This window comes from Pseudomonas putida (genome assembly GCA_029953615.1).
Lineage (GTDB): Bacteria > Pseudomonadota > Gammaproteobacteria > Pseudomonadales > Pseudomonadaceae > Aquipseudomonas.
Window position 1 is genome coordinate 5,080,156 of sequence record CP124529.1, and the last position, 13,185, is coordinate 5,093,340.

Sequence of the window (13,185 nt, forward strand, 5' to 3'; positions counted from 1 at the left end):
GCTCCCACAGGTACCCCACAGTCCCCAGATTGGTGGTGAGCCTGTGGGAGCGGGCAAGCCCGCGAAGAGGCCAGAGCTGAAAACCTATCCCCTGGGGTCGAACGCCTCGCGCAATGCATCCCCGATAAACACCAGCAGCGACAGGATCACCGCCAGCGCAAAGAATGCAGTAAAGCCCAGCCAGGGTGCTTCAAGGTGCTGCTTGCCCTGGGTCACCAGCTCTCCCAGGGAGGCACTGCCAGCCGGCATGCCAAAACCGAGAAAATCCAGCGCAGTCAGGGTAGTGATCGCCCCGGTCAGCATGAACGGCACATAGGTCAGCGTGGCGTTCATCGCATTGGGCAAGATGTGTCGCAGCATCACCTGGGTGTCTGGCAGGCCCAGCGCCCGGGCGGCCTTCACGTACTCCAGGTTGCGGCCGCGCAGAAACTCCGCGCGCACCACGTCGACCAGGGTCAGCCAGGAGAACAGCGCCATGATCCCCAGCAGCCACCAGAAGTCCGGCTCGACGAAGCCGCTGAGGATGATCAGCAGGTACAGCACCGGCAACCCCGACCACACCTCCAGCAGGCGCTGGCCGATCAGGTCGACCCAGCCCCCGTGGTAGCCTTGCAGGGCACCGGCTGCCACCCCGATCAGCACGCTGACCCCGGTCAGGGCGAAGGCGAACAGCAAGGATACCCGCGTGCCATACAGCACCCGGGCCAGCACGTCACGGCCCTGGTCGTCGGTACCCAGCCAGTTGCTGGCGCTTGGCGGGCTTGGGGTGGGTACTTGCAGGTCGTAGTTGGGGGTATCGGCGCTGAACGGGATGGGTGCGAACAGCATCCAGCCGCCTTGCTGTTCGATCAGCTGGCGTACATAGGCGCTGCGGTAGTCTGGCTGGAACGGCAGCTGGCCGCCGAACTGCTGCTCGGTGTAGCGCTTGAGCGCCGGCACGTACAGGTCGCCCTTGTAGCTCAGCAGCAGCGGTTTGTCGTTGGCCACCAGTTCGGCACACAGGCTTAGCAGCAGGAGGGCTGCGAACAGCCACAGCGAAACCCAGCCGAGGCTGTTGCGGCGAAAGCGTTGCAGGCGGCGACGCGAGATCGGCGAAAGCATCAGTGTGCCCTCGCATCGAAGTCGATACGCGGGTCGAGCAGGGTATACGACAGGTCACCGATCAGGCGGATCAGCAGGCCCGCCAGGGTGAAGATGAACAGCGTGCCGAATACCACCGGGTAATCCCGCGACACGGCCGCTTCGTAACTCATGCGGCCCAGGCCATCGAGCGAGAAGATCACCTCGATCAGCAACGAGCCGGCAAAGAACACCGTGATCAGCGCCTGCGGCAACCCCGCCACCACCAGCAGCATGGCATTGCGCAGCACGTGGCCATACAGCACCCGATGCTCGCTCAGGCCCTTGGCGCGGGCGGTAACCACGTATTGCCGGGAAATCTCGTCGAGGAAGGCGTTCCTGGTCAGCAGTGTCAGGGTGGCGAAGCCGCCGATCACCAGGGCACCGACCGGCAGCACCAGGTGCCAGAAGTAGTCGGCGACCTTGCCCAACAGGCTGAGCTCGTCGAAGTTGTCCGATACCAGGCCACGCACCGGGAACCAGTTGAGCGAGGTGCCGCCGGCGAACAGCACGATCAGCAACAGGGCGAACAGGAACGAAGGCAGGGCATAGCCGACCACGATCAGTGCACTGCTCCAGGCATCGAAGCGGCTGCCATGGCGCACCGCCTTGCGGATGCCCAGCGGGATCGACACCAGGTAGGTGATCAGCGTGGCCCAAAAGCCCAGCGACAGGGTTACCGGCAACTTGTCGAGGATCAGGTCGGTGACCTTGGCGCCACGGAAGAAGCTGTTGCCGAAATCCAGCCGGGCGTACTGGCCCAGCATCAACCACAGGCGCTCGGGGGCGGACTTGTCGAAGCCATACTGGCGCTTGATCTCCTCGATCAGTTTCGGGTCCAGGCCACGGGTAGCCCGTGACTCGCCGTGCACCACCTCGGCCCGGGCACCGGGCGCGCCACCGCCAATGCCTTGCAGGCGTGCCACCGCCTGCTCCACCGGGCCACCCGGTGCGGCCTGGACGATGGCGAAGTTGACCAGCAGTATCGCCAGCAAGGTCGGGATGATCAGCAGCAGTCGGCGCAGGATATAGGCGGTCATGGCGAGGATTTCCGGCGTTCGGCCATTTGCGCGTTGCTCAGCGCGGCAGGGCTGACTTCCCACCAGGTGTCCAGGCCTTCGTCATAGGCCGCCTGCACCTTGGGCACGCCGAAGCGGTTCCACCAGACGGTGGAACTGCCTGGCGGGTAGTAGTTGGGGATCCAGTAGTAGCTCCATTGCAGTACCCGGTCCAGGGCATGGGCGTGGTGCAGCATGTCGGCCTGGCTGTCGGCGCGTACCAGGCCGTCGATCAGGCGGTCCACGGCCGGGTCTTGCAAAACCATCAGGTTGTTCGACCCGGGGTCATGCGCCGCGGCCGAACCAAAGTAGTTGTACAGCTCGGCGCCGGGCGACAGGGTGACCGGATAGCCGGTGACGATCATGTCGTAGTCACGTGCCATCAGGCGATTGACGTACTGGGCCGAGTCGACGTTGCGGATGTCCAGGGTCACGCCAATCTGTGCCAGGTTGCGCTTCCACGGCAGCAGCAGGCGTTCCATGCCTGCCTGGCCATTGAGGAAGGTGAACGCCAGCGGCGTGCCCTGGCTGTTCACCAGGCGGTCGCCCTCGGGGCGCCAGCCGGCTTGCTCGAGCAGCGCCAGTGCCTGCAGCTGTTGCTTGCGGATGATCCCCGAGCCATCGGTGACCGGAGCGGTGAACACGGTGCTGAAGACTTCATCCGGTACCTGGCCGCGCAACGGTTCGAGCAGCTTCAACTCGCCGGCATCCGGCAGTTGGCGGGCGGCCAGCGGGGTATTGGAGAATACGCTCTGCTGGCGGATGTACATGTTGCGCATCATCTGCCGGTTGCTCCACTCGTAGTCCCACAGCAGGCCCAGCGCCTGGCGCACGCGGCGGTCCTTGAACTGCGGCCGGTCTAGGTTGAACACGAAGCCCTGGGCCACCTGCGGTTTGGCCGGGCCCAGGTGGGCGCGCTGCAGGCGCCCGTCGTCCAGTGATGCGCCGTTGTAGCCCAGGGTGTAGGCAGTGGCGGAGAACTCGCGGTTGTAGTCGTAACCGCCGCCCTTGAGCACCTGCCGCGCCACTTCGGTATCACCGAAGTATTCGATGCGCAGTTTGGCGAAATTGTAGCGGCCACGACTGACCGGCAGGTCGCGCGCCCACCAGTTGGGGTCGCGCTCGAAGGTGATGCTGCGGCCGTTGTCGATGTGCCCGATACGGTACGGCCCGCTGCCGACCGGCTTGTCGAAGCCGGCGCCGTTGGCAAAGTCGCGCTGCTGCCAGTCGTGCTCGGGCAGTACCGGCAGGCTGGCGATGTCCAGCGGCAGGGTGCGGCCGTGGTCGGGTTTGAAGTCGAAGCGCACGCTGTGCGGGCTTTCCACGATAACAGCGGCAACATCCGCGAACTGGGTGCGGTACTTGAGGCTGCCCTTGCTCATCAGCAGCTCGAAGGTAAAGCGTACGTCCTCGGCGCGCACCGGCTTGCCATCGGCGAAAGTGGCGCGCGGGTCGATCTCGAAACGCAGCCAGGCATCCTCCGGGCCGCGCTCCATGCGCCGGGCGATCAGGCCGTAGACGGTGTAGGGTTCGTCGAATGAGCGCACGGCAAGCGGCGCGTACAGCAGGCCATCGACTTCACTGACGCCGATGCCTTTGTCGATGTAGGGCAGGATATGGTCGAACTGGCCGATCTCGATGGCCGAGCGGCGCAGGATGCCGCCCTTGGGGGCGTCGGGGTTGACGTAGTCGAAGTGCTGGAAAGTGGTGGTGTAGCGGGGGGCTTCGCCGTAGACGGTGAGGGCGTGGGTGGGGGCGGCCTGGGCCATCAAGCTCATGCACGCAAACACAAGCCCCCAAAGTACTTGTGGGAGCGGGCGTGCCCGCGAATGCGTCAGACCAGACAATGGGGTTGCCTGATCTGGCCTATTCGCGGGCACGCCCGCTCCCACAAGGGATCTCATCACCTGAAAGGTGACTTAGTCCTGGCGGCTGGTCACTTCCAGCAGGTGGTAGCCGAACTGGGTCTTCACCGGGCCTTGCACGGTGTTGATCGGGGCGCTGAACACCACGGTGTCGAACTCCTTGACCATCTGGCCCGGGCCGAACGAGCCCAGGTCACCGCCCTGGCGGCTGGACGGGCAGGTGGAGTTGGCTTTGGCGATTTCAGCGAAGTCGGCGCCTGCTTCGATCTGGGCTTTCAGTTCGTTGCATTTATCTTCGCTGCTGACCAGGATGTGGCGGGCGGTTGCACGGGCCATGGGTACTGCTCCTTGGGGTAAAAAGGCAAGCCTAGCGCACTTGTCCGGGGTATGTCTCGCCAGGCTTGCAAGCCGCTGCCTACAGTTTTTGTGCCGCCTCGCGCAACAGGGTTTCGGTCGAGGCCCAGCCCAGGCAGCCGTCGGTGATCGACACGCCGTACTTCAGCGCGCCCTTGCCCAGCGCCTGGCAGCCGTCGAACAAGTGCCCTTCGACCATTACGCCGACGATCGAACGGTCGCCGGCCAGGCGCTGCTCCAGCACATCGTTGAATACCGCCGGCTGGCGCGCCGGGTCCTTGCCGCTGTTGGCATGGCTGCAGTCGACCATGATCCGCGCCTGCAACCCCGCCTTGGCCAGCGCCTGGCGGGCCATGGCGATGCTGTCGGCGTCAAAGTTCGGGCCCTTGTGGCCACCACGCAGTACCAGGTGGGTGTCCGGGTTGCCCAAGGTCTCGATGATGGCCGGGTAGCCCTGCGCATCCATGCCGAAGTGGCGGTGCGGGTGGGCGGCGCTGCGCATGGCGTCGCTGGCGATGGCGACGCCGCCGTCGGTGCCGTTCTTGAAGCCGACCGGCAACTCCAGGCCACTGACCATTTCGCGGTGGATCTGCGATTCGGTGGTGCGCGCGCCAATCGCGGCCCAGGCCAAAAGGTCATCGAAGTAGCCGGCGGCCATGGGCTGCAGCAGTTCGGTGGCAACCGGCAGGCCGCGCTCGATCATGTTCAGCATCAGCCCGCGGGACAGGGCGATGCCGGCGTGCATATCGTCGCTGCCATCGAGGTGCGGGTCGTAGGCCAGGCCTTTCCAGCCGACCGTGGTGCGGGGTTTTTCGACGTAGGCGCGCATCACCAGCAGCAGCTTGTCGTCGACTTCGCGGCTGAGGGCGGCCAGGCGGTCGGCGTATTCCAGGGCCGAGCGCGGGTCGTGGATCGAGCACGGCCCAACGATCACCAGCAGGCGCTGGTCGCGGCCTTCGAGGATGTCGCGGATGGCCTGGCGGTGGGCATGGACTTGCTGGGTAAGTTCGCTGGACAGCGGCATTTGCTGCTTGAGCAGGTGCGGGCTGGGCAGGCGCTGGCTGACGGTGGTGTTGGCTGCTTGCGGCTGGGTCAGGGCGAGGCTGGAAGCTTGCATGGCGTTTTTCCCTGGGCGGACAGCGGGTTCTGGCCCGCTTGGTCGGCCCTATCGAGGTGTTCGACAGATCGTTGAATTCGTATTGGCTGCTGCATTGCCACCTGTGGAAGACCGAACGGAGGCGGCAGGCTGGCCCGAACGGGATTGGCTAAATCGCCAGGCGTAGGTGTTTGCGTAGTAATAAGTGGCGTAGTTCATGAATCTGTCCTCAATGTGAATCGGTGTTGTTCAAAGGCCTGAAAAGCAAAACCCCCGGTCGGGGAGCCGACCGGGGGTTTGAGTATTCTCATGTTCGGCGGCCCCTCGAAGGTGGGCGCCGTGTGGGTATCGGCGCCTAGTGGCTAAACCAATACCCGAAGTAATAGCTGGCAGGTGCCACGCAGCCGGCAACGGCCAGCACAGGGCGCAGGGTGCGACCGGTGTGGTTGGCGTGGTTGCGGGTGTGTTTTGGCATGTTGCTCTCCAGTGATTGAGCCCGAGCTTACTTCAGTTTCGCCGGGCCATTCAATGGATAAATGCTATGGGGACGATCAATTGCTTTTTGTACTGGAAGGATCAATGGCCGTAGCGCCCGACCAGGCTTTGCGCGCCTAACGCGTGGCCTTGCAGCAGTTGCAGCAGGCCGCTGCGGTCCAGGCCCTCTGGCAGGGTGCCCAATGGCAGGTCGGTGGCGATCAGCGTCAGTGCGTAGTGGTGCGGGTTGTCGCCGGCGGGTGGGCAGGGGCCTCGGTAGCTGAGCGTGCCCCGCGAGTTGCGCCCCACCGTCACGCCTTGCCCGGTCAGCCCGGCGACGCCTTCCTTCAACCCATCCTGAGCCGGGTCGATGTTGTAGGCGAGCCAGTGGACCACGCCAATACCTTTGCCGCCGTCCGGGTCGAACATGATCAACGCCAGTGACTGGGTGCCTGCGGGGAGGTTGTCCCAGCTCACTTGCGGAGTGCGCTCTTCACCGGCACCGCAGGCCGGATCCGCGCCAACCTGTTGCAAGGCGATCACGCCGCCATCGGTAAACGACGATGAGCTGATCGACAGCGCGCCCTGGCCACCGGCGACGGCCAAGGCGCCGCACGGCAGCAGGGCGGCGAGCAGCCAGGGTTTGAGGTTCATGGCGAATCCTTGGCAGGGCGTTGTGCCGCAGTGTAGCCCAGGCTGGCCTCAATGGCTGTCCTGGTCCTCGGCGGTGCCACCCGAATGCCCGGCGCCAGAACCGGTGGCTTCGCCGGTGCTGTTGGAGCCGCCAGCGGCGCCGTCGGCGGCATCGCTGTTGCTGCCGGTGTCGCTGCTGTCGTTGGCCTTGCTGCTGCCTGGGCTATTGACGCTGCTGCCTTCACCGGAGGTCTTGCCACCGTACTGGTCGGTTTGCGGGCGGCTGTCGGTGTCTGTGTCGGTGGCGGCGAAGCTGGTGCCAATAACGCTGGCCATGGCCAGGGCAAGACAGAGTGAGAGTGGGCGAATGCGGATCATGGAACGTCTCCTTTGCGGATGATCTGTCATTCGTTGGGCTGGGGGCGGGGAGCGGGGTGCCGCCTGGACGACGGATGGTCATTTTTTGCGGGCTGCAGCACAACCCGGTCGCCATGCAAGGCCGCAAAAAGGGGGCGCGCGCGCCCCCTGAAGCAGGCGATCAGCGGCAGTTGCCCGCCTTGCGATAACCCGCTGCCTGCGCCTCACCCTCGGTGGCGAAGGTGACCTGGTTCTTCGCGGTAACCTGGGTATAGCCCGGGCAGCCGACGGAAAGGTGATAGACGTGGCTGTTGCGGTTGCCAAGCACCGCCCCCACAGACCCGGCACTGGCCAGGCTCGGCTTGGCCTCAGGCTTGGCGGCCTTCGCCGGCACCGCCTGCACCACGCCACTGCCGACTGGCGTGTAGCCGGCCGTCCATTTGCGTTCACCGGTCACGAAGGGGTTGGCATGCCCCATGATCGCGGCAATGCGCCGGTCACGCTCTTTTTCCCAGGCCGACACCGGGTGCTGTTTGTCCCAGGCCATCAGCAACTGCTGCTGTTGGCGCGACATGTTCAGCTTGTAACGGTCGTACATGTAGAAGGTGGTGCGGGCGACCAGGCCTTTCACTTCGTCACGTGGTTCGGCAGCACGCTGCACGAAGTCCACCTTGGTGGTGCACTGCCCGTATTGCCCGGCATTGCCAGCAACCATGCCGTAGCTGAAATTGCTGCGGTCGCCGTTGACCTCGCCCACTGCCGGGTACAGGTTGAACAGGTCGGCTTCCATGGCGCGAAACACCGGGTCGTCATCCACGCAATGCTCGCGGCCACCGTTTTTCCAGCACTGGCGCTGGTTGCCGAAGGTGTAGGCCGGCACGATGTGCTCCCATTCGGTGCGTTCGGCGCGGTTCTGCTGCTTGCGGGTCTGGTAGCCGCACGAGGCGGCATCGATACGCCCGCCAGACTTGCCCACCCAGGTCCACTTGCAGCCGCAGTACAGGTCGCCCATGGCACTGCTGGCCTGGTCCAGGTACACCTTCTGCTTGGCTATCACCTTGGCCTCGGTGAAGGTCGCCGGCGGGCTGGCCAGCGCGGGGAGGGTGAAGGAAAACAGTAACGATACGGCGTAAAGCAGTGATTTCATGGGAAAAACATATTTCAGGTTGGGGCGCGCATTGTAATCGTTTCCTCCGGGCTGACCAGCATGGCAGCCCCGTCACGCTATCTGTCAGGCCTTGACCTCAGTGCCCGCCCTTCATTCGCCGTGCCACCAGGTAGATCCCCAGCCCGGCCAGCGCTGTCGCTGCGCCGATGTAGCCGGTGCTGGTCCAGCCCATGCCAGCGGAAATCGCCATGCCACCCAGCCACGGCCCCAGCGCATTGGCCAGGTTGAACGCCGCATGGTTGGACGCCGCCGCCAGGCTTGGCGCTTCATGGGCAATGTCCATCAGGCGGATTTGCAACGGCGCCGCCAGGGCAATCATGGTGCCGACCAGGCCGATGCCCAGCAGCAGGCTCCACAGCGCCTGTGCGGCAAAACTGAAGAACAGCAGCACTGCAATCGACCACACCAGCACCAGCCCTACGGCGCGGAACTGCAGGCGGTCGAACAGCTTGCCACCGGCGATGTTGCCGACAATGCCACCGACGCCGAACGCCGCCAGGCCGAACGGAATCCACTGCGGCGACACCTGGGTCACCTGCAACATGGTCGGCGCCAGGTAGCTGAACACACAGAACATGCCGGCAAAGCCGATCGAGGCGATGCCCAGCGCCATCCACACTTGCGGCAGGGTGAAAGCTTGCAGTTCCTTGCGCGGGTCGCTGCGCACTTCATCGTGGCGCTGGGGCACGAAGCGCCAGACCAGGGCGATGGTGCACAGGGCGATCACGCCGACCAGCACGAACGCCGAGCGCCAGCCAAAGTACTGGCCCAGCAAGGTGGCGACCGGGTTGCCGAGCAACATGGCCAGGGTCAGCCCCATCATCACCCGGGCCACGGCCCCCGCCCGATGGTCCTTGGCCACCATGCTCGACGCCACCACCGCCGCGATGCCGAAGTAGGCGCCATGGGGCAGGCCGCTGATGAAGCGGAAGGCGACCAGGCCACCGAACGAGGGAGCGAAGGCGGTAGCCAGGTTGCCAAGGGCATACAGCGCCATCAGCAACAGCAGCATGTGCTTGCGCAACAGCCGGGCACCGATGATCGCCAGTGTCGGGGCGCCGACCATTACGCCCAGCGCGTATGCGCTGATGGCATGGCCCACCTGGGGCTCGCTCAATTGCAGGTTGCTGGCGATATCGGGCATCAGGCCCATGATGGCGAACTCGCCGGTGCCAATGGCAAAACTGCCCAGCGCCATGGAGGCTTCCATCTTGGCGACGGTACTTTTGCCATGGAGAGGGGGTAATTCCTGAACTGACATCTGGATCCTTGTTGAAACATGCTGAAACGTTCAAGGCGGGATCATAGTCAATCCGAGAGGGTGACGTCGAGGAAGCTGGCCGGCTTCCTGGGCCTGCGGCATGAACAGCACCTGTGGGAGCGGGCATGCCCGCGAAGAATCCAGCGCGGAGGATGGCACCGGCTGCGCCGGTGTTCGCGGCGGTTCGACGCCTCGACACGCCCGCTCCCACAAGGCCCTGCACAAGCCTGGGAGGGGGGTTACAACGTCAGCTTCTTGCTGAACTTGGTCTCCATGACAATGTGCGACGCCGTCTGCGTCACACCCTTGATCATGTTGATGCGGGTCAGTTCGGCATTCAGTTCGCCCAAGGTATGGGTGGTCAGGTGGATGATGAAGTCCATTTCGCCCGACACCGCATACACCGCCTGCACCGACTCCATCTTGCGCAAGGTGGTCATCACGTCGGTGTAGCTCTTGTTGCTGCACGAGGTCATGGTGAAGCAGTTGATTACCTGCTGCAGCTTGTCCTGGTCGATGCGCACACTGTAACCGGTGATCACGCCCGCGTTTTCCAGGCGGTTGATACGCTCCTGCACCGCCGAACGTGACACGCCCAGCTTGCGTGCCAGCGAGGCGGTGGGTTCGCGGGCATTGGCCTGCAGCAGCGCCAGCAGTTGGCGGTCCTTTTCGGTGAGCTTGAACAGTGCGCCGGGGGGAAGGGCGTCCATGGCGATTCCTGATTGTCGTTCTAGTTGGTGTACTGCGAGCGCGCTTCCTGGAACCGGTCCATGAGCTTCAGCCCGGCATAAACCGCTTGTGCAGCAGCAGGCCCGAACGGCCCTCCGTTCCATTGCAGGCCGTAGGCATCGAACAGGCGGTAACGATCGGTTTCGCCGCACAGCGCCTCGGCGACCACCCTGGCGCCCACGGGTGCGGTGTTCATACCATGGCCCCCATAATGAAGTACAGGCCCACATTCCCGGGCCCAGGGGGCCGATGTGCGGCATCTTGTGGCGGGCGTAGCCCATCAGCCCGGACCAGGCCTTGGCGACTTTCAGGCCCTGCAACTGCGGGTACACGCTGAGGATGTCACGGGTCAGCAACTGCCCCAGGCGTTGTTCGTCCTGCAGGTTGCGGGTGGTGATATGGCCACCCCACAACAGGCGGTCGCCTTCGACGATGCGGTAGTAGTCCGAGGCGCGGCGGTTGTCGCCGACGGCATCCGTGGTACGTACCACGTCACCCAGGCGTTCACCCAGGTGTTCGGTGAGCACCACGTAGGTGGCGATTGGCAGGAACGCCCGGCGCAGCCGGCCGAACTCGGCGCCGCCATAGCCACCGCAGCAGTACACCACGTCCGCACAGGTCACTGCGCCGTGGGCCGTGGTCACGCGGTGGTGCCCGGCCTTGGGTGTTACCCGCAGCATTGGCGACTGCTCGTGAATGCGGCCACCGGCCAGTTCGACCAGCTCGGCCAGGCCCAGGCAGTAGTTCAGCGGGTGGAAGTGGAAACCATGGCTGTCGCGCAGTCCCTGGAAATAGCGGTCGCTGTTCAGGCGGCTGCGCAGCGCCGGGGTGTCCAGGTATTCCATCTCGAAACCGAAATCACGGGCCATGCGGTCGCGGGTGCGCTGCAGGTTGTCGGCGTCGTCGTAGCGCACCACGCTGAGTTTGCCGGTGGTCGCGGCACAGCCTGGCAATTGGTGGCGGGCGATGGTATCGCGGACGATTTCTACGCCCTCGAGTGACAGCCGGAACAACTGCGCTGCTGTCTGCTTGCCGCAGCGTCGCTCGATCGCCGACAGCCCTTCGGACCAGCCCTGCAGCACGAAGCCGCCATTGCGCCCGGAGGCGCCCCAGGCCACTCGCGCGGCTTCCAGCAAGACCACCGAGCGCCCGCGCGCCAGCAGTTCCCGGGCCATGCTCAGGCCCGCCAGGCCGCCGCCGATGATGCACACATCGGCGCGGGTTTCACCGGCCAGGGCCGGACGCTGCGGGGCTGGGCGCATGGTCCCGGTGTAATAGTTGTTGCTGTAGCTGGACATCGGCTGGGGCATCCTTTTACTGGGCGGTGCATGTTTTACGGGCACGCGGGGGCCGCACGCCCTTCAGCTGAAGGGCGCTGGTCTGCGGGTCATGGGGTTACTGCACTTGGGTGAGGTCGGCGCCGTACCACTTCTCGGACAGCTGCTTCAGCGTGCCGTCGGCCTTCATGCTGTCGACGGCCTTGGCCAGCTCGGCGTTGAAGGCGTCGTCGCCCTTGTCGGTGGCGATGGCCAGCGGCTCGTAATAGGCGGGCTTGCCTTGTATCGGGGCAATCGGGTAACCGGCCTTTATCGCCCCCATGATGGTCGGCAGCGGCGACAGCGCGGCATCCAGGCGGGTGCCGTTACCCATGCGCAGGTCATCCAGGGGGCCCATGCTGTCGCCGTAGGTCTGCACATCGCCTGGTTCCACGGTGTAGCTGAACGCAGGCACATCCGCCGCGTCGATCTTCAGCCGGCGGTTGATGTAGTCCTCGGAGGTCGTACCGGCCTCGACGCCGATGGTCTTGCCATTGAGGTCAGCGGCGCTGGCGCCGGCGGCGTCCTTGTGCACGGCGAACATGTAGGGGGTGTAGTAGTAGATGGCCGGGAAGTCGAGCACGCGGCCACGCTCGCGGGTCGGTGTCATCGAGCCGACCGACAGGTCCCAGCGGCTGGCCCAGCGCCCGGCGGTGATGATGCCGTACTCGGGGGTGACGAACGCCACCTTGGTGCCGATGCGCTTGCCGATTTCGTTGGCGACATCGATGTCGAAGCCCTTGAGTGTGTTGTCCTCGCCGAGGAACGACTGCGGTGGCCAGTTGGCGGCGGTGGCCACTTTCATGACCTTGCTCTGGTGGATGCGGTCCAGGGTGGCACCGGCCCAGGCGGTGCCGCCCATCAGGGCCAGGCTGGCGGCGAGGGCAGTGAGTGCGAACGAGCGTGCAAGTGGGTTCATTCGGTAAGTCTCCGGGTATGCGATTGTTGTTGTGGTATTGGCACAGCGGTAGACACAGGCCTCAGTGGCTGAGGATCTGCGAGAGAAACTCCCTGGCGCGCGGGTGGCGCGGGTTGTCGAAAAACGTGTCGGGCCGGGCCTGTTCGATGACCTGGCCCTGGTCCATGAAGATGATGCGGTCGGCGACCCTGCGGGCGAAGCCCATTTCGTGGGTGACACAGAGCATGGTGATGCCATCCTGAGCCAGCTCGCCCATCACATCGAGCACTTCCTTGACCATTTCCGGGTCCAGCGCCGAGGTGGGCTCGTCGAACAGCATGATCCGCGGCCTCATGCACAGCGCGCGGGCAATGGCCACCCGCTGTTGCTGGCCGCCGGAAAGCTGGCCGGGGAACTTGTCGGCCTGGCTGGCGATGCGCACCCGCTCCAGGTGCTCCAGGGCCAGGGCGCGGGCCTGGGGCTCGCTGAGCTTGCTGACCAGGCGCGGCCCGAGCATCAGGTTTTCCAGCACGGTCAGGTGCGGGAACAGATTGAACTGCTGGAACACCATGCCGACCTGGCGGCGAATGGCGGACACGCTGGCGGCATCCCGGTTCAGCGGGTTACCGGCAATCAGTACCTGGCCTTTCTGGAAGTCCTCCAGCAGGTTCAGGCAGCGAATCAGTGTGGACTTGCCCGAGCCGGACGGGCCGCAGACCACCACGATCTCGCCGCTGGCGATTTCCAGGTCGATACCCTTGAGCACGTGGAACTCGCCGTACCATTTCTGCAGGCCGCGTATGGACACGCCGGCCTGGACAGCGGTGGCTGGGACTACTTGATTCATCGTGATGCTC

12 protein-coding genes and 1 pseudogene are annotated in these 13,185 nt (G+C 64.9%); all 13 read right to left on the bottom strand.

Annotated features, from left to right (window positions below; all coding sequences use genetic code 11):
* Positions 1-84: 84 nt before the first annotated feature.
* The 13 genes and pseudogenes from QIY50_23215 to QIY50_23275 all read right to left on the bottom strand — a co-directional run bounded on the left by QIY50_23215 (position 85) and on the right by QIY50_23275 (position 13,175).
* A complete protein-coding gene (locus QIY50_23215) occupies positions 85-1,101 on the bottom strand; it encodes an ABC transporter permease (protein ID WGV20167.1) in 1,017 nt (338 codons plus the stop codon).
* Positions 1,101-2,159, bottom strand: coding sequence for a microcin C ABC transporter permease YejB (locus QIY50_23220; GenBank protein WGV20168.1), 1,059 nt, complete (start codon positions 2,157-2,159; stop codon positions 1,101-1,103). The genes QIY50_23215 and QIY50_23220 overlap by 1 nt, the downstream gene beginning before the upstream one ends.
* Positions 2,156-4,084: an extracellular solute-binding protein gene (locus QIY50_23225; GenBank protein ID WGV20169.1), complete on the bottom strand. Its 1,929-nt coding sequence runs from the start codon at positions 4,082-4,084 to the stop codon at positions 2,156-2,158. Before QIY50_23225 ends, QIY50_23220 begins: the two co-directional genes overlap by 4 nt.
* Before the next feature lie 12 nt (positions 4,085-4,096).
* Positions 4,097-4,378 carry a peptidylprolyl isomerase gene (locus QIY50_23230; protein WGV20170.1) on the bottom strand — a complete coding sequence of 94 codons (282 nt, stop codon included), beginning with the start codon at positions 4,376-4,378 and terminating at the stop codon, positions 4,097-4,099.
* Between the two features lie 79 nt (positions 4,379-4,457).
* On the bottom strand, positions 4,458-5,513 hold the full coding sequence (locus QIY50_23235; GenBank protein WGV20171.1) for a 3-deoxy-7-phosphoheptulonate synthase: 1,056 nt from the start codon (positions 5,511-5,513) through the stop codon (positions 4,458-4,460).
* A 555-nt stretch (positions 5,514-6,068) separates the two neighbouring features.
* Positions 6,069-6,620, bottom strand: coding sequence for a YbhB/YbcL family Raf kinase inhibitor-like protein (locus QIY50_23240; protein WGV20172.1), 552 nt, complete (start codon positions 6,618-6,620; stop codon positions 6,069-6,071).
* 48 nt (positions 6,621-6,668) lie between these two features.
* Positions 6,669-6,977 carry a hypothetical protein gene (locus tag QIY50_23245; protein WGV20173.1) on the bottom strand — a complete coding sequence of 103 codons (309 nt, stop codon included), beginning with the start codon at positions 6,975-6,977 and terminating at the stop codon, positions 6,669-6,671.
* A gap of 160 nt (positions 6,978-7,137) precedes the next feature.
* On the bottom strand, positions 7,138-8,103 hold the full coding sequence (locus QIY50_23250) for an endonuclease (protein ID WGV20174.1): 966 nt from the start codon (positions 8,101-8,103) through the stop codon (positions 7,138-7,140).
* A gap of 97 nt (positions 8,104-8,200) precedes the next feature.
* Complete coding sequence (locus QIY50_23255) at positions 8,201-9,385, bottom strand: MFS transporter (GenBank protein ID WGV20175.1); 1,185 nt, start codon at positions 9,383-9,385, stop codon at positions 8,201-8,203.
* Between the two features lie 239 nt (positions 9,386-9,624).
* Entirely contained in the window at positions 9,625-10,095 is a 471-nt protein-coding gene (locus QIY50_23260) for an Lrp/AsnC family transcriptional regulator (GenBank protein ID WGV20176.1), read from the bottom strand.
* A 20-nt stretch (positions 10,096-10,115) separates the two neighbouring features.
* A pseudogene (locus tag QIY50_23265) lies at positions 10,116-11,412 on the bottom strand (FAD-binding oxidoreductase).
* 97 nt (positions 11,413-11,509) lie between these two features.
* Positions 11,510-12,349 (bottom strand): ABC transporter substrate-binding protein, encoded by an 840-nt coding sequence (locus tag QIY50_23270; GenBank protein ID WGV20177.1) that lies wholly within the window; start codon positions 12,347-12,349, stop codon positions 11,510-11,512.
* 61 nt (positions 12,350-12,410) lie between these two features.
* Positions 12,411-13,175 (bottom strand): amino acid ABC transporter ATP-binding protein, encoded by a 765-nt coding sequence (locus tag QIY50_23275; protein ID WGV20178.1) that lies wholly within the window; start codon positions 13,173-13,175, stop codon positions 12,411-12,413.
* Positions 13,176-13,185 lie beyond the last annotated feature (10 nt).